General features: G+C 41.8%; 16 protein-coding genes. 5 read left to right on the forward strand and 11 right to left on the reverse strand.

What is annotated here, in order from left to right; translation table 11 throughout:
• Positions 1-17: 17 nt before the first annotated feature.
• Complete coding sequence (locus M1E09_RS17350; RefSeq protein ID WP_456272069.1) at positions 18-398, reverse strand: YtxH domain-containing protein; 381 nt, start codon at positions 396-398, stop codon at positions 18-20.
• Positions 399-810: 412 nt separating this feature from the next.
• Between M1E09_RS17350 and M1E09_RS17355 the strand changes: the two genes are divergently transcribed.
• A complete protein-coding gene (locus tag M1E09_RS17355; protein ID WP_456272070.1) occupies positions 811-1,038 on the forward strand; it encodes a DUF1128 domain-containing protein in 228 nt (75 codons plus the stop codon).
• Positions 1,039-1,108: 70 nt separating this feature from the next.
• Here the strand turns inward: M1E09_RS17355 and M1E09_RS17360 are convergent, their stop codons facing one another.
• The 5 genes from M1E09_RS17360 to motA all read right to left on the reverse strand — a co-directional run bounded on the left by M1E09_RS17360 (position 1,109) and on the right by motA (position 5,903).
• Positions 1,109-1,630: a type 1 glutamine amidotransferase domain-containing protein gene (locus M1E09_RS17360; protein ID WP_456272071.1), complete on the reverse strand. Its 522-nt coding sequence runs from the start codon at positions 1,628-1,630 to the stop codon at positions 1,109-1,111.
• Between the two features lie 94 nt (positions 1,631-1,724).
• Positions 1,725-2,711: a class I SAM-dependent methyltransferase gene (locus M1E09_RS17365; protein ID WP_456272072.1), complete on the reverse strand. Its 987-nt coding sequence runs from the start codon at positions 2,709-2,711 to the stop codon at positions 1,725-1,727.
• A complete protein-coding gene (locus tag M1E09_RS17370; protein WP_456272073.1) occupies positions 2,708-4,024 on the reverse strand; it encodes an FAD-dependent oxidoreductase in 1,317 nt (438 codons plus the stop codon). Before M1E09_RS17370 ends, M1E09_RS17365 begins: the two co-directional genes overlap by 4 nt.
• Positions 4,025-4,360: 336 nt before the next feature.
• On the reverse strand, positions 4,361-5,119 hold the full coding sequence (gene motB / locus M1E09_RS17375) for a flagellar motor protein MotB (protein ID WP_456272074.1): 759 nt from the start codon (positions 5,117-5,119) through the stop codon (positions 4,361-4,363).
• Positions 5,103-5,903, reverse strand: a complete 801-nt coding sequence (motA, locus tag M1E09_RS17380; RefSeq protein WP_456272075.1) for a flagellar motor stator protein MotA — start codon at positions 5,901-5,903, stop codon at positions 5,103-5,105. Before motA ends, motB begins: the two co-directional genes overlap by 17 nt.
• 1,104 nt (positions 5,904-7,007) lie before the next feature.
• On the opposite strand from motA, the gene M1E09_RS17385 reads away from it, so the two are divergent.
• Positions 7,008-7,634 carry a methyl-accepting chemotaxis protein gene (locus M1E09_RS17385; RefSeq protein WP_456275026.1) on the forward strand — a complete coding sequence of 209 codons (627 nt, stop codon included), beginning with the start codon at positions 7,008-7,010 and terminating at the stop codon, positions 7,632-7,634.
• Positions 7,635-7,674: 40 nt separating this feature from the next.
• On the opposite strand, the gene M1E09_RS17390 is transcribed toward M1E09_RS17385, so the two are convergent.
• Positions 7,675-8,049 carry a DnaJ family domain-containing protein gene (locus M1E09_RS17390; protein ID WP_456272076.1) on the reverse strand — a complete coding sequence of 125 codons (375 nt, stop codon included), beginning with the start codon at positions 8,047-8,049 and terminating at the stop codon, positions 7,675-7,677.
• Positions 8,050-8,416: 367 nt separating this feature from the next.
• Here M1E09_RS17390 and M1E09_RS17395 point away from each other — a divergent pair, with 367 nt between their 5' ends.
• Positions 8,417-8,572 (forward strand): hypothetical protein, encoded by a 156-nt coding sequence (locus tag M1E09_RS17395; protein ID WP_456272077.1) that lies wholly within the window; start codon positions 8,417-8,419, stop codon positions 8,570-8,572.
• Positions 8,573-8,629: 57 nt separating this feature from the next.
• Here the strand turns inward: M1E09_RS17395 and hmpA are convergent, their stop codons facing one another.
• The gene (hmpA, locus tag M1E09_RS17400; RefSeq protein WP_456272078.1) at positions 8,630-9,841 is read right to left on the reverse strand and encodes an NO-inducible flavohemoprotein; all 1,212 of its coding nucleotides are present in this window, start codon (positions 9,839-9,841) and stop codon (positions 8,630-8,632) included.
• Positions 9,842-10,021: 180 nt separating this feature from the next.
• On the opposite strand from hmpA, the gene M1E09_RS17405 reads away from it, so the two are divergent.
• Positions 10,022-10,474: an RrF2 family transcriptional regulator gene (locus M1E09_RS17405; RefSeq protein ID WP_456272079.1), complete on the forward strand. Its 453-nt coding sequence runs from the start codon at positions 10,022-10,024 to the stop codon at positions 10,472-10,474.
• A 137-nt stretch (positions 10,475-10,611) separates the two neighbouring features.
• The gene (locus M1E09_RS17410) at positions 10,612-13,830 is read left to right on the forward strand and encodes a hypothetical protein (protein WP_456272080.1); all 3,219 of its coding nucleotides are present in this window, start codon (positions 10,612-10,614) and stop codon (positions 13,828-13,830) included.
• A gap of 538 nt (positions 13,831-14,368) precedes the next feature.
• Here M1E09_RS17410 and M1E09_RS17415 read toward each other — a convergent pair.
• Genes M1E09_RS17415 through M1E09_RS17425 form a run of 3 tightly spaced genes read right to left on the reverse strand, consistent with a single transcriptional unit; the run spans position 14,369 to position 17,645 of the window.
• Entirely contained in the window at positions 14,369-15,778 is a 1,410-nt protein-coding gene (locus M1E09_RS17415; RefSeq protein WP_456272081.1) for a glycosyltransferase family 2 protein, read from the reverse strand.
• The gene (locus M1E09_RS17420; protein WP_456272082.1) at positions 15,779-16,816 is read right to left on the reverse strand and encodes a HEAT repeat domain-containing protein; all 1,038 of its coding nucleotides are present in this window, start codon (positions 16,814-16,816) and stop codon (positions 15,779-15,781) included.
• The gene (locus tag M1E09_RS17425) at positions 16,809-17,645 is read right to left on the reverse strand and encodes a response regulator transcription factor (RefSeq protein ID WP_456272083.1); all 837 of its coding nucleotides are present in this window, start codon (positions 17,643-17,645) and stop codon (positions 16,809-16,811) included. The genes M1E09_RS17420 and M1E09_RS17425 overlap by 8 nt, the downstream gene beginning before the upstream one ends.
• Between the last annotated feature and the right edge of the window lie 18 nt (positions 17,646-17,663).

Here is a 17,663-nt window from a genome sequence, read left to right on the forward strand (position 1 = left end):
CCTCTTGTCCTGCTGGATTACTCTACTTTTTCTTGTGCAGGAGAACCTTCTTCCTCAGAAAAAACTTCTTTATACGATTCAGAAGAAGAATGGATGGTCTCCTTCGTGTCTTCTATTAGTTCTTTCACATGAGGGGAAATCTCTTTAATTTCTTCTACTTTCTGGTTAATGAATTCCATATCTTCTCCAATTTGCTGAGCCGTTTCTCTGACTTTCTCATACACCTCTTTGCTGGATTCTACGAGAAGCTGGGGATTGCGGGCGTAACGGCCAATAAATTCTCCGCCTTTCTTCGTGCTGTCCATCACATCTTCGCGCGTTTCTTTATTAAGCAGTGTAATGAATCCCCCTGCCAAAGCACCATATACCAAGCCTTTAACAAACCTTTTCGTTCCCATAGTCATCCTCCGTTACATTAATGTTGTTATCTTGCACTTGATTAACTTCTTATAATCATGAAATGTGAAGACCAGTAATTCTTGTACATACACCATTGTTTATCTTCTTCTACTTCTTGTTCACACGCTTGTTTTCCTTTTTTTCAGGTGCTTTTTTAAGGTGTTTTAGCAAATATTTTAGCTTTTGAACAAGTTCTGAAGAGTGATCTCCGCTCCAATCAATAAACTTTAGCAGATAAAGGTTATCCTTCCAACCTTTAAGTATTTGAACAATAGTATTATTTATCCATCCTGATAAAATATCAAACATTTGAACAGGCTGTAATCCCGGTAGCATGGGAGTTCAGATTGACAACCTGTGATAATAATGAAAAGATATTAATAATAATTAAAGTATAAAAGGAGATAACTTATGGATCTTTCACAAAAGTCATCAGAAAACGTAGAATTTATGATTGAAAAAATCAAAACAAAATTAAGGGTTGTAAATGTTGGAGCAATAAAGCCTTCCCACTTTGACGGAGAAATGTACGAAGAATTAAGAGATATCTATGAAATGGTCGAGCGGAAGAACAACTTCAGCCCGAGTGAAATGCAGGCGATTGTCGAGGAACTTGGCAATTTACGAAAGCAATCTTAATAATAAGCCTGCTGTTTTAATAGGCCTAAAAAAGAGACCGGGAGTCGGTCTCTTTTTTGTTGTCCATATATTATGATACTTTATTTAAGAGCTTCAGCGATTCACGGACAAATGCAGGAATATCATCAGGATTGCGGCTTGTTACAAGCTGGTCTTTACAAACAACCACTTCTTCATCTTTGTAGTCTGCTCCTGCATATTCCATATCCACTTTGATTGATTTAAAACCGGTAGCTGTCCTGCCTTCCAGAGTCTTGGCCGTGAGCAGAAGCTGCGGGCCATGGCAGATGGCAAGTACAGGTTTATCACTTTTCATGCAGCTTTCGGCAAACTGTACAAATCGTTCATCCGCACGAAGCTGGTCAGGAGAAAACCCTCCCGGAAGGAATAAAGCATCAAAGTCACCCGGGTTCACATTATTGATCCCTTCATCGATGGTAACCTTAGCCTCTCCCTGCTTTCCTTCAACCGTTTTACCAGATTCTCTTTCAATCGTCACAACTGTATGTCCTTCATCCTTAAATGCACCAGCAGGTTTGGTATACTCTACATCTTCGAACATATCTGTCACTAAGCATGCGATTTTAGCCATTGTAACCTCTCCTTTGATTAGCATTCTTTTTACAAGTTCATATATTCCCTCTGTCACTTTCAAAAAACCTAATCCCTAAAGTAAAATACTGGAATCACTTTTTGAAAACGGCAATATACCAGCCGCCCTCTTTCACTATCGGATCGATCGACATTGTCTTCAATCCAGCTCTTTTAGCGAAAGCTTTTAAGTCTTTTTCTGTAGGTACGGGGTACAAATTATCAAATGTCATAAAGAAGCTGTTAAAAGCGCTGGAAAATTCCTTGCCGTGCTTTGGCCTCTGAATCGGAGTAATGATGGATAAGGTTCCATTCTTTTTGATCCATTTTGCGGCATTTTGAAAAAAACTGTCTCTTTCCTTTGGTTCTATATAATGCAGCAAGTTATTGGCCATCACCATCTTGAATGTATCCTTAGGGTTATACTCGTTAATATCTTTATTAATTATTTCGATATTGCCATGTTCCGCAACTGCTTCCTCTGCATTCGCAGCCACCTCCCCATTCACCTCGACCCCGACCATTTTCTTGTCAGGGAATTTCCTGGCCAGCTTTTCCAAGTAGCCTGCTTCTCCGCACCCGACATCCAGTACTGCATCCACTTTATACTTTTTCATGACCTTCTCTACCTTAGGATAAGCAAGCTGTTCCAGAAGAGAAGAGGTTTTGGCGACTGTCGGGCCATGGACACTGGAATCAAAGTGCTGTTTGCTTTGATTCCTTAGGAGCTCAGGGTAGGCAAGCAGAGATGGAATGTGGAGCTCCATCATTTCTTTCAATATAATTCCTGACGAGAAGCGATTCGATTTTGATTTAGGCAGCTTCCACCTTTTAATTGTTTTCACTTTTTCTGATGAAACTCTTTTAAAATGCTTAAGGATAAGCCCTACTTCCACCCATTGTTTCAGGAGGTCGGCCTCAAGATCCCTCTCAGCAGCTACCTCTTTTATGGATGCAGGTTTTTTAAAAGATTGGAAAAGATCGAGTTCATAACCCACATAGGCATGCCAGCTCCGCAAAAAAGGCATGTTTTTCTTCATCCAGCCCCTTGCCCGCCAAACTCTTATATATTCTCTGATCATACTAGTAGCTCCTTCCACTTCCACGGATAGTCTTCTCTTTCTGAAAATACTTTCGCTGTTCTCTCCTGTTCGGTCAGTGGTGAATTTCGTTTTGGCAGCAAGCCGCCTTGGATAAGGCGGTCTTTCACCGTGTCCTGCCACATCCCAAGGCCTGAGATGTTGAGCATTTGCTTAAAATGGAGGACAGGATCTTGTTCTATCCGCATCAGGCTTCTTTTCCTCAATTTGCTTACAGCCCTGTATGGATATGAATAAGCGAGAGCTGAAAGGTGACTGAGTTTCATCTGGTTCTTGACTCTGCCTTTTCGTACGTGAGGAAACCACTTCAGGTTTTCATGGCTCAATTTATTCTGTGAAAACATATCACATAGAAGCTCCCCTAATACATCTCCATCCTGTATAGCCATATTCATTCCTTCGCCTGCCATCGGATGGACGGTATGAACAGCATCTCCTATTAACGCCATGTTTCCTTTCACATACCGTTCAGTATGATATGCTACGGGTACCATCAGCTGAATCGTTTTCCAGTCCTTTATTTGGTTGACATAGCCTTCCAATTCCGGACAAAGTTCAGTGTACAATTCGTGAAAGTACTCTATCGGCTTTTTCCTGAGTTCTTTATACTCTCCTGCAGGGATCAGATATACAGACCGAACCTCATTATTCGGCAAGGGAAACAAACCTAAAAATCTGTCAAAGGTAGAAATGATTTTTCCTTTAGTAAACGAAGGCGGGCGTGGAAATGTAACCGTAAGAAAGTGGTGATTGTATTCATTTTCTTCTTTCTCGATGCCCATTTCCTTTCTTGTAACGGAGACCCTGCCTTCTGCTCCGATAAAAAAGGTGCTTTCATAATGCTCTTCTTTCTTCTCTTTACGATTCTCCACTACTGCATTTCCATCAGAGAATCCTTTACAACTGCTGTTGGATCTATAATGAAATGAAGAAAATTGCAATGCGGCAGCTCTGATGATTTCTTTTAATTTTTCATGGTGAATCATCAGCGAATATGAATATTGGCCGGGCACCACACTGTATTTCATATTGGATTCATCCGTTGTGCCTGAATTCTTATCTATTTCAATGAGATTCAATTCTTCTATGACATGGCCGTTTTTTTGGATAGTTTCTAAAAGCCCCAATTCATCAAATATCTCCAGGCTTTTAGGCTGCAGCAATTCTCCTTTATATACAGGGGTCGGTCCTGGAAGACGCTCAATCACTGTTACATCTATACCGCATTTGGCAAGTTTAAGAGCAAGCGTGAGTCCTCCAATGCCTCCCCCTGATATAAATACATCCGTTTTCATTCTAATCACCGCCTTTAAGGATATTTATCCTCTTTCGCTTTTTCTGAAACCACGGGATGTGTTGGTGAGGGAGGATGCAGAAAACGACAATTGCTGAAGGGTTTATCCAATTGTTTTTAAATTATTTCCCGGAAAATAGAGAGAGGTGGCGAATCTTTATTTTAAGGTGCGATTTGTGTTGTTGTTTGGAAATGTTATACAGTTATTTTGTCAGGATAAGGTATTGTTTTGTTGGTTGAATAAGTTCTTAATAGTGATATCTCCTCCAATCGATAAACTATAGCAAAGACAAAAAGACGTGCCTGCTCTCACAGACACGTCTTTTTGGGTATTGTCTTATTGAATGACCCTTGGAAGGATAAGAACTTCGACTCTTCTGTTTTTTGCCCTTCCTTCATTGGTATCATTGCTTGCTAAAGGTTTGAATTCACCAAAGCCTTTGGCACTGAACCAGCGGGGGTCCAGGTTTTGGTTCTTTAAGATGATCTTCATGAAATTGACCGCTCTCATGACACTGAGTTCCCAGTTCGATTCATAGCTTGCATTGCTTATCGGAATATTATCGGTATGGCCGCTGATGATGACACTTCTTGGTGAATCCATTTCCAGCAATCCGGACAGTTCCTTGGCCACACCTTCATCTTTTGATCCGACGAGAGCAGACCCGGACTGGAAGAGGACATTGTCTCTGATGGTGAGCAGCAATCCTTCCGATGTCAACTCTGTGGCAAATTGCTTCTGGAGTTCATTTGCGGCTATATAGCCATTCACCTTTTTTTGCAGGTCTTCCAGTTCTTTTCGATCTTTCTTTTTCGCTGCCTCCACCTCGTCGACCGTCATAGGCTTTTCTTCTTCTTTCTTTTCAGGAAGAGCATTAGATGAATCTGGCGCAGGATACTCCATCACCGATGAGCCTCCAACGAAAATTTCATTGAATGTTTCGGACATCTCTTTGAATTTTGCAGCATCAATATTACTGGAGGCAAAAAGTACAATGAACAATGCTAATAATAACGTCAGGATGTCGGCATAAGGTATCAACCAGGATTCATCTACATGTTCCTCGTGATGTTGTTTTTTACGCCGCCGCTTCATCTTTAACCACTTCCTCGCCAGTGATATTCTTCCTCTCACTTGCCGGCAAATAGGATGCTAGCTTTTGCTCAATTACTCGCGGTGCTTCTCCTTCAATGATAGACAGTATTCCTTCGATCATCATCATTTTCTGTTTGACTTCCTGCTTCGATTTTCTTTTCAACTTATTCGCAAAGGGATGCCAGAGTACATAACCTGTAAATATTCCTAGTAGTGTAGCAACAAATGCGGCTTGAATCGCTGAGCCAAGATGAGCAATATCATCCATATACCCTAATGCCGCAATCAAACCAACTACCGCTCCCAAAACACCTAAGGTTGGTGCATAAGTACCTGCCTGTGTGAATATTAAAGCACCTCCCTGATGGCGTTCCTCCATGGCGTCAATTTCCTCATTAAGTACATCCCGGATGTAGTCAGCACCTTGCCCATCGACTGCAAGCGCCATTCCATTTTTCAAAAACGGATCTTCAATATCATTAGTCTTTGCTTCCAGTGCTAATAGCCCTTCTCTTCTAGCCAGCTCCGCCCATTCTGAAAACATTGCAATAATTTCTTTGGGCTCTTGTAATTTATTTTCCTTGAATATTATTCCGAACAACTTAGGGACCTTTTTAATTTCAGAGGTAGGAAAAGCAATTGTGACTGCTCCAATAGTCCCGAGAATTATTATTAAAATAGCCGGAATATTAAAAATCTTGTCTATTGGAACTCCTTTTAAAACCATCCCTACTCCGACAGCAAGAACTCCAACTATTACTCCAATAAGCGATGTTTTATCCATATTCATTCACCCTAAACTTTTTTTTCTTACTATTTATATCGGAAGGGATCTCAAATATTGAAGGACAAAATCTCTGTTATTTTTTCGTTTCAAATAATCAGGTCTGTAAAATTCCTTCATTTCTCTTGAACCTGTCCTTTTTTTTCACAATTTTCCAATTATAGTATTGAAAAATCAGGAAATTTGACGATAGAATAAGTATATAGCACTAATCATTCAATTACATATTGACAGGAGAGACATATCATGACGATTGAGCAATTGAAATTGCAAGATTTTAAAAAGAAGAATATTTTAATGCTGATATTATATTCAGCATCCTTGCTTGCTGCTATATCCTATACCCTTATCAACCAAAATCCCTTGATTGAAACCATTCTGTATTCAAGCCAGCTGGGTGCGATGGTTGTCTTTTTCGTTCTCTTTCAAGTCATTTTAAAAAAGATTCACTTATTCCCCTTCTTTACAATACCAGTCATTTATCTGATTATTGGTGTTGACATTTTCGTTAACGGCGGATCAGGAAACAATCTGATCATTTTGCTTTTCCTTGCCGTCATTTCTGCTCTGCACTTTAAACTTTCACTTTTTGCTGTAGGGTATGTTTCAGGACTGTTTCTGTTTATCTTTAATAAGATGCTTTTCCAAGGTCCCGGAGAGATTGACAGTATCTTCGTTCCCGGCCTTCTTGTCTATATCCTGCTTGGAGTACTGCTCACCATTGTCGTAAAACTCAACACAAATCAATCCTTACAGCTGCAGAAATTTGTTGCAGATGCGGAGGCAGAGTCAATCAAGAAGGAACAGCAAAAAATGGTGCTGGAAACTGAATTGGGAACAATTTTTGCAAGCATCAAAAAGGTAAACGACCAAATACAGCACCATTTAGTTTCACACAATGAAATGAAAACAGCGCTGCAGGAAATTTCCGCCGGCAGCCAGACTCAAAGCGATCAAATCAGCAGCATTGCCTCCATCTCGGAAACGACAATGCGGAAAATGGAAGGCATGGCTTCTATGGCAGAAGTACTGTTCCAGCATTCCGAAGAAGCAAATCTAACCGCCGAAAATGGAACTGAAAAGGCTGGTGAACTTCAAACGAACATGAATGAGCTCAACACCTTTATTGATGAACTGAGCCTCACTTTTAAAGAACTTACCAACAAAATAGAAGAAACCAACAGCTTTATTGGTACGATACAGGGAATTACCGAGCAGACTAACCTTTTGGCACTTAATGCTTCAATTGAGGCTGCGCGGGCAGGAGAAGCTGGAAGAGGATTTTCCATTGTAGCCGACGAGATCAGGAAGCTTGCTGAAATGACCAGCAATACGGCTACACGGATTAACGAAAACCTGGCTTCAGTCAACCATGCAAACTCCACTGCCCTCCAAAAAATGAACTTAAGCAGCAGCAAATTAACAGACAACGTCCAAGCCGTTGAAGACGTCAGCGGTTCTTTTAAAGAACTACAGTCAAAGCTGCAGATTCTGCAGACAGAATTCCAGACGCTGGCAGGCAATTCAAACTCTGTCAAAGAGCAAACGGTCCATGCAGAGCTGTCAACAAAAGAACTGGCAGCTGTGATTGAAGAGGCATCAGCCGGCCTTGAGGAAGTAAGTGCAACCATCGAAACCCTTAATGACGATACCAACACAATCGCAAGTTATGTAAATGAAACGGTAAAAAGTGCCGAAAAAATCCAGGAAAATATAGAAAATCAAAAATAATAGAAAAGAGTATCCCGACAGGCTGGGATACTCTTTTCTATTATAGAAGCTTTTTCTCTATCTTGCTTTCATAATTTTTAAAAATGGAGCTGTTCGTATTGATTCTCTTTTTAGACATCAATTCGTTTAACTTTAACATTTTTTCATTGAGGTCTTTTTTCAGACCTTCTTTTTCAAGCTGATCCTCACAATCCCGGATCAGATCTTCAACCCTCATCATTTCTTTTCTAAGTGAGTTTTCTTCTGTGGAGAAACCGGCATTTTTCATGATGCGGTGTGCCATGCGGAGCTCTTCCGGGATACTTGAATCATCTTCTAATACAAGAGGTTTTCCAAAACCAGGAAGACGGTCAAACTCTCCATCCTCATAGGCTTTTTTAATTTTCTGTTCAGAAAGTATTGTAAATAAGTCCAATATAATCCCCTCCTCCAGCTTCAATAGTCCTTTCTTCTATTATATCCATTTTCAATTTGCAGACGGACTTCTTAATAAGGCAATTTTTTGAAAATTATCTTCACTGATGATATTCCCAATACTTTTTCATAAAGGCTGTTTTCGCATAGATTGTTGCTTTCGGATATCCCCTGGATACAGAGGATTTTCTTTCTGAATCGGGAGAGCAGCACTTTTCTTCCATCCTTAAAGATATATTTCAGGACAATCATGGCGATATTTTTTGAAATTTATATTAAATAGCAACAAAGTTTACGAAAAGAGCCTTCATAAAAATGAGCACGCTGGAAAAACTAACAGAAGGTTACAGCGGAAAGGGGTGTTGAGTATGAGCAGAGGAAAATCTTTTCAGCATAAAAAGAAAGGCCATCCTGGCAACTATCCTTCAGATTCACTGACTGAAAAACATACTAAAGAAAAAATTGAGGATGAAGAATATATCGTGACACAAGAAGCATTTAAGAATCGTGTGGATGAAGAATAAGAATTCTTAGAAACCAAAAAAGAACGTCCAGAAGCAATTCTGGGCGTTCTTCTCTTTTTATGCTTCTTGCAACTCTAAATTCATTGCCGGGCCAAAGAATTCATATCTGATTTTGTCCGCAGGAATACCGATAGACATCAATGAACCGATGATTGCTTTCATGAATGGAGCCGGTCCGCATACATAACAGGTACTGTCCCGGTCAACGATTTCTTCAAGGATTTCAGTATTGATGCAGCCTTTGAAATCACATACTGTTTCAGGATCAATTGGGTTTTCATAGACAAAATATGACTTTCCATTTTCAAGTCCTTCAACAAGCTCGTTCACATCAGCTTTAAAAGCGTGAACTTCCTCATTTCGGCTGGCATGGACAAATCGGACCGGCCTTGAAGGGTTTGTTACGGCGATCGATTCCAGCATGCTGAACATTGGCGTGATCCCTACACCGCCGCTGATGAGTGTTACTGGCGAATGTTCGTTTGTTTCCATGTAGAAATCACCTGCTGGAGCACTTATCTCAACTGAAGCTCCTTCGCTTAATTCATCATGAAGGTAATTGGAAACTTTCCCTTCAGGAGAATGTTCAGCTTCACGCTTCACGGAAATTCTGAAAAGCTCTTCATTAGGAGCTGAAGACAAGCTGTACTGGCGGTTGAACAGGTTTTCTTCTCCAGGAATACTCAAGCGGATGGTGATATATTGCCCTGGTAAATAAGAAGGTACCTTTTGTCCATCCTTTGGCTTTAAGTAGAAGGATGTAATCAGAGAACTCTCTTCTACTTTTCTCACTACTGTAAAGTCTTTGAAGTCTCTCCAACCTGCCTCTTTCGCCTCGGCCTCCTGATACATTTCTTCTTCAACATCGATGAAGACTTGTGCTATTACACCATATGCTTCTCCCCAGGCTGTAAGGATTTCATCCGTTGCAGCATCTCCGAGAACTTCTTTGATTGCCATTAGTAAATGTTCGCCTACAATCGGATATTGTTCAGGTTTAATTCCAAGACTTCTATGTTTATGGGCAATCTGTTTCACTGCCGGGAGCAGGACCTCAAGGCGGTCAATGTTCTGTGCAGCTGCGTAAACAGTGTTCGCCAATGCTGTTTGCTGGCGGCCTTGTTTTTGATTGGCATGATTAAAAATATTTAACAGTTCCGGATGGTTCGAGAACATTTTTTTGTAAAAGACAGTAGTAATTTCAGTCCCCTTTACTTCCAGGACAGGTGCTGTAGATTTGATAATGTCGATTGTTTTTTGAGCTAACATTGTATCGCTCCTTAAAGATATATTTTGAATACATCTTTATGGTAACGCCCGCTGATACCTAAAGCAATATTCTAAATACATCTTTAATAAAATGGACACATTTAGACACCCTCTCCATCAACTTGTATAATGTAATTATCTATACAGCCTTATTTTGGCTATTAATTGAAGGTGAATACATTGAAATTGACTTTATATACCGATTACTCCCTCCGAGTACTGATATACCTTGCTTCCAGGCAGGATGGTAAACTCGCCAATATCAAAGAAATCGCCGAGTCTTATAAAATCTCGAAAAACCATCTAATGAAAGTTACCTACGAGCTTGGAAAAATGGGTGTAATCGAAACAATCCGTGGAAGAAATGGCGGAATAAAACTCGCCAAAACTCCTGGTGAAATCAACATAGGCGCACTTGTTAGGAAAACAGAGGAAGATTTCCAGCTGGTGGAATGTTTTTCGGAACATAACACTTGCATCATTACCCCTGTCTGCGGCCTTAAGCATGTTCTTGCGAAAGCATTGGCTGCCTATTTAAATGTCCTCGATCAATATACGCTGAAAGACCTTGTCCAAAGTCCTGAAGACTACCGCATGCTGTTCGCCCTCAACAATCCGGCAGACAACGAATAAGACCTTCCCGGCAACTACTCTATATTGCCGGGATTTTTTGCAAGCATACAGGGAAAAGTACTAACCTATCAATCTATTTACATTTAGATAGAATAAGCTACAATCAACACATATAAAAAAAATGACAAGGTGATTATATGAATAAAAAATATCTTTGGTTTCTATTTCTTCTCATTCCTGTCCTTCCCTATTTTTTATGGCTGCTGAAAGATGAAACGCCACTTAGTATCGTCATTCTTGATAAAACAGTGCCAGAGACCGATTACAGGGAACACAGCGGGCTGACCTGGCTTCTTAACCATCGGAAAATTGTTGAGCCAGACGATGGGACCTCCTATCAATTGACTGACTATGCAGGATGGCACCCGGAAAATGATAAAGACAGCAGAATACAAGAGCTGGATTTATCAAATCTGCAGCCGGACCTCCTGTATATCGCGGATACCTACGGCGTATATCCCGAGCAGGCAGATAACTCCGAGCGTGGAAATGACCCCCTATATGGCGGGCTTACACAGGATGAAGTCTATCAGATAGAACAGTCCCTAACAGAAAACAACTCTACTTTAGTCACTGAATTTAATACACTCGCCAGCCCGACTGAGGAAAAGGCCAAGAATGCAATGTACAGCCTCCTTGGCATTCAGTGGACCGGCTGGACCGGAAGACATTTTAACGAATTGGACCCTAATAAAAGCTCTGAAATTCCAAACTGGATCATTGATGCCTATCAATCTCAGTCAGGATCGTGGACCTACTCAGGATCAGGCTTTGTTTTCTCTCATGAAGACGGAACATTATTTATCCTGGAGGAGAAAGACCATTATAACGGAAAAGGATTGTGGATCAAGTTTAATGATAAAGGCACCGAATTCTTCGGCCTTAAACAGTCGCCCGCTTATGGATATTGGTTCGATATAATTGAGACAACTTCCGCCGAGGTGCTGGGAGATTATCAAATGGATCTCACTCAGGAAGGCAAGGCCCGATTACAGGAATATAATATTCCTCTGGCGTTTCCGGCTGTCACTTTATTCAATGAGGATAACTCTAAACGCTATTACTTTGCCGGCGATTTTGTCGATACAGGCACCACACCGGCCATTCATAAATATGCCGGACTTGATTCCATCCAGAAAATGTTTTCATTTGAAAAAGGCAACAGGCCACAAACCTTCTATTGGAAAGCTTATGTTCCCATGATGGAAGCAATCTTGAGTGAAATTCAAACCGGGAAAGGTGAAGATCAACAAACAGAGAAACCTCAACCTATGCCTTCTATGGTGAGAGACGGGCAGTACCAAATCCTGAAAAATGGCAAGTGGGAACCCTTTACCGTTAAAGGTGTTAACATGGGGATTGCAAAACCCGGCTACTTCCCGGGCGAAACCGCGATTACACGCGATGATTATTACCGCTGGTTTGAGATGATTCACGAGATGAATGCAAATGCCATCAGGGTCTACACACTTCACCCTCCTGGATTTTACCAGGCCTTGAAACAATTTAATGACGGCCATAAAGATGATCCGCTTTACTTGTTCCACGGTGTCTGGATAGATGAAGGACCATTAGAAGAGACGCTTGATGCATTCTCACCGGAAAATACAGAACCTTTTACAGAAGAAATGAAGCGGATTGTGGATGTCGTTCACGGCAATGCCAATGTTGTGGAAAAGCCAGGACATGCCAGCGGCTTATACACAGCTGATGTTTCCGACTATGTAATTGGCTGGATATTAGGGATTGAGTGGTATCCTTATACAGTTGAAAACACGAATAAAGTCCACGCTTCGAAAGGCGAATATGACGGTAAGTTCACTTATACAAAGGGGGCTGCTCCTTTTGAACACTGGCTTGCGAACATGATGGATACCATCTTGGCCTATGATGAAGAAACCTATGGGACGATGCGCCCTGTCTCATTCACAAACTGGGTGACGACCGATTTGCTTGAACATCCTGCTGAACCTTCTGAACAGGAAGATCTCGTGAGCGTCGATCCCAACGTCATCTATTTGAAAGACAGTGTAAAAACAGGCCAGTTTGCTTCTTATCACGTTTATCCGTATTATCCGGACTTCTTGAACTATGAAGAAAAGTATCTCAACTATACGGATCATCGTGGAAATAAAAACAATTATGCCGGCTACTTGAATGAATTGCATGAGGCACATAGGCTTCCGATTTTGATAGCAGAGTTCGGAGTCCCGGCTTCAAGGGGATTGACCCATGAAAATCCATTCGGCTGGAATCAGGGGTTTCACAGTGAAGAAGAACAGGGGCTGACAGATGCCTCGCTTTATGAGGATATAATCAGCGAGGGATTACTCGGCGGCCTCGTCTTTACATGGCAGGATGAATGGTTTAAGCGAACCTGGAATACCATGGAACTTGACGACAGTGACAGAAGGCCATACTGGTCGAATGCACAGACAAACGAGCAGCAATTCGGATTATTAAGCTTTGACAGGCACAAAATCAAGATTGATGGAGATGCCGCTGATTGGGAAGATTCAACGATCATTTATGAAGGATCTGCCGGAAAGCAGTCTGAACTCCACAGTTTAAAAATGGATCAGGATGAACGATATTTGTACATGAATTTACAGATGACAGATTCTGCTGTAAAAGACTGGGACAAAAAAGATATCCTCTTCTTGTTTGATAGCGGCATGGAGGGCGGCAATACTGTTTCTGCGGCGAATTCAACATTCGAAGGCATCGATTTCGCGCTTCATCTGAACGGAAAACAGGATTCACGCCTTCTGGTCGACAGTTACTATGATCCATTTTATTACCAATACAGTGAACAATTGGAACTACTTCCAAAGCAGCCGCATCACAGGGCAGAAAATTCAGGAGTCTTCCATCCAATCAGGCTTGCTCTGAATAAGCCTCTTTCTATTCCGAGCACAGGAGAAAGCATTCCGTTTCAAGCTTACGAAACAGGCAAATTACGATACGGGATTGGAAATCCTGAACATACTGATTATAATTCCCTTTCTGACTTCTATGTAAATGAAAAAGACGGCATGATTGAAATTCGCATTCCCTGGCTGATGTTGAATTACAGGGATCCGAGCCAGCAGGAAATCATCGGTGATCTTTGGCATGGCGGCATGAAGGCTTCGACCGAGACAGCAGGAATCGAAGTAGCAGTTCTGTCCGGAAGCGGCCTGGACAGCAATCCTGATATGATGGAGCTCAAAACTTTTGAAGCTTCAGATATGCTCCCTGCAAATGGCAGTTCTGCAGTGAAGGAATACACCTGGCAGGAATGGGACTTGCCTCAGTCTGAGGAAAGACTGAAAGAATCCTATTATATTCTTCAGGAGCTTTATGAGAAATACTAATCAAAACCACCAGTGTGAACTGGTGGTTTGCTATGCGGCTGGAAGCCTTTCTTGCCGGGCTCGGCCTAAAAATTTTTTTGAGAAATAAGGGGAGAAATTCCGCTTATTTAAAGAAAAAGCACGAAAAACAGCTAAAATAAGCGGAGAAATTCCCCTTATTCTCTTGTAAAGATGCGAAAGTGGTTCATTTTGCTGTGCTTAAGGGGAAAAATTCCGCTTATATATCCTAAATCGAGTGCTAATCCACAGCTTAACGGGAAAATTTCCGCTTATTTTAAATAGGATTATTCATGTCCTTCACAGGGCATACCTACTGCTGCAATGAAATGAAGTGATAGGGAAACCTGCTTATCCTTTCATGTAGGGAGAATTTATACCCCGCAAAAAGCTCTCTCGCCCCCCTGCCCCGCGGAGTCGTGCGCCTGGAGCGGAAATCAACTATTCCTTTCCAAAAACGGAACATGGAGAAAACACTAATTGCTAGATTATTAAACAAAAAAGCACTTCCATTGTGGAAGTGCTTTTTTGTCAGACCGATTCAAGATGAAACCCCTTTCCTCTCCATATCGCCCCATTGATGTTTCTTGCTTCTTGATTGAAGCAGTCCCTGAACCCTGAAGAAGGTCGTCATTGGACGGTACCAAAACGTTTCAGACAAAGCGAGAAAGAAAAGCTTTACAACATCTTTCAAATTGGGATACTTCCTCAAGCTCCATTCCTCAAGCAAAACTCCGCACATTGACAGAAAGGAGCCATAAAGAAGGCTTAAGCAGAATAACAGGATCGCCATCTTCCATGAAATAAGAGAAAAAACAATTCCCATGATGATAATGGCATAACCTAGAAATTCCACCACTGCACCAAGCAGCTCAATAAAGAGGAAATAAGGCAGGGAAACCAGCCCGACACTTTTATATTTTGGATTGAACAGCATTCCTTTATGGATGGATAACGTTTCAAAAAGCCCTCTTTGCCAGCGGCTCCTTTGCCTCTGAAGCACCCTTATCGACTCCGGAGCTTCTGTCCAGCAGACCGGGTCGGGAATATACTGAATCCGATTCGCACTTTTTTCATCTTTCAGAAGCCTGTGGAGGCGTACGACCAATTCCATGTCTTCTCCGACTGTATGGGGGTTATAGCCTCCTGCTTTGAGCACCCAGTCTTTATGAAAGACACCGAATGCACCCGAGACGATTAACAGGATATTGAACTTGCTCAGACCGATTCTGCCCATCAAGAAGGCACGCAAGTACTCAATTACCTGCATAATGACGATCGGACGCCGGGAAAGGCCTACTTCTACGACTTCTCCCCTTTCAATCTTACAGCCGTTAGCGATACGGACCGACCCACCTACTGCAATGACCTCTCCGTTGGAATCAATGATAGGCTTCATCACTTGTAAAAACGCATCCCGTTCCAGAATCGAATCGCCATCAAGTGTACAAAAATAAGGGAACTTTGAAACATTAATGCCGGCATTAAGCGCATCGGCCTTTCCTCCGTTTTCCTTGTCGACAAGATATACATGCTTGTACACCTTTGACCGGTACACTGCTTTGATTTCCTTTGTGTCCAGCGATTTCCGGATGACGAGCGGAATCTTCTCCATAGAAAATTGCTCGATCATAACCTGAAGGGTTTTGTCCTTCGAACCGTCATTAATCACGACAATTTCGTATTCGGGATAGTTCATGCTGAGAAGGGACCTTACACTCTGGACGATCCCCATTTGTTCATTGTAAGCGGGGACGAGAATGGTCACGGGCTTAGTGTCGTATGAGTATAACAGTTCTTCATGCTGATCATCTTCAAGCCCCAATTTCTTTCTTAACTCAATGGCTGATACGAAAAAGATGAACAGGTAAAAGGAAAAGACAAATAGCATATAAAAAATCAAAAAAATTCCTGCAGTATAAAAAATATTGCTCATGATCGAGTGAAACATTTATACACTTCCTAACCATTGGGAGGCCATATCTCTGGCAAAGGCATCTTGATGATTCGCGGCCGACTCCTTTAATATACCTTTCCCGTCCTTATATTTTGACAATGCCTCTCCAGCATAATAACGAACCCACCAATTGGAAGATGCCAGCAATTCGATCAGCCTCTCTTTATAGATCGGATGCACCAGCTCACCCGCTGCCTGTGCAAAGCTCATTTGTTCCACCCAGCTTTCAGAAAAGGAAAATGCGTGGAGTGATTGCGGATTTGTGATAAATCCGATACTCCTTATTGCCTTAAGGGCATTTACACGGACTTCATGATCCTCAGACTCAAGGCAGTTCTCGACAAAACGCAATAATGGCAGCTCCCGCTTTTCCCCGATATAAGATAAGACCGCCACTCTGAAACCTGGAGGCAACCCCGTGAATCGGGAAATGATCGTATCGAGCATTTCAGGGGAAACCCTTCGGATAATCTGCTTATAAAAAAAAGTAGATTGATAGGGAGGAGAGGAGATAAGCACTTCCAACAGCCGGCTATCATCAGCCCCTGCAGCTGTTTGCAGTATCAGATTTTTCTCCTGGACAGAGGTTCGCTGCTTTTCATAGAGCGTCCACAACTGCGGGACAAAACTGTACATTTGAAAATCCTTAATTGCTGTCAAAGCATTGATCCTGTCACCCCATCGCGAGCTGGAAAGATCCTTTTCAATTGAGTCAGCCAGGTATTTTTCAGCAGTCTCCGCTATTGTTTTTTTATAAGAGGAAGAATCCAGATTGGAACTGAATTCTTTCAGATTATCTTCAACGGCTGAAACAAAAACAGCATCCTTTTTAAAACGGTCCGTGCCGGAATCATTACCCTTGATCATTTCTTCAATCAGCAAAGGCCTTAAAGATTCCTTCATTGAAGTGATGTTCCTGATCCTCTTTTGCTCCATTTTCTTTCTGATGAGCAAATACATCAACATGATCATAAGCACAGCCAGCATACCCATTATGGCCGCTGCAAGCTGAAAATATGATATATTAAGCATCAGCGTCTTCCATCCTCTTCGCAACCCTCTTGATTCTGGCAATCAATTCATTGATTTTAAAAGGCTTTGTAACATAATCAAATGCCCCTGCTTCAAAAGCGGAAACAATATCATTTTCCCTGTTTCTGCTTGTCAGCATTATGATGGAAACCTGATTCTCAGAATATTCCTTGCGAATCTCACTCAGTACTTCCATTCCATCCATGCGAGGCATGATCCCATCAAGTACAATGATATGCTTGCCGTGATCATTCAGCCTTCCGCTGTTAAAGAATGATTCCCCTTCCCTGTATACTTCGAGGTCCACTTCCCACTCTCCCCAGTCAACCGCATCGAGCTGGTCTCCAAGGAACATTCGGATCACTTCATCGTCATCCAATATGGAAAGTCTCAATATCTTCTTATCATTGCCACCCTCAGTCTGCTCGTCTTCAACTAAGAGTTCTGAATCATCAACGGGTGCAGTTTCGGCTGATTCATAGATGATGCCTTGCAGCTCAAGGCCCTCCGTGATATCGCTGTAAACTTTTCCTGCAATAGAGAGCGGTTTTTGAACTTCTTTCAACACCGAATCAATGCTTTCCTTGAAAAGTGTTTCCGCTTCCGAAGCCGATTCCGTCGGGTAAATGACAGCTGCACGCTGAATCCCGAGTTCAAGGAAGAATGAATTATAAGGCAGAGTGTCTTTCACTGCTTTCCAAGCAAGAACATTGTCCTCCCCGGACAGCTTATTGTGTATCGCATAATCAAGAATAAAAAAGTTGATATCGTTCTTTCTTAAGAAATCTGTATTTCTCTTCAGTGATAGCATTCCATTATTGCTTTCCACTTTAGTCGACCCCTTCCT

Source organism: Bacillus sp. AK031, from assembly GCF_053903065.1.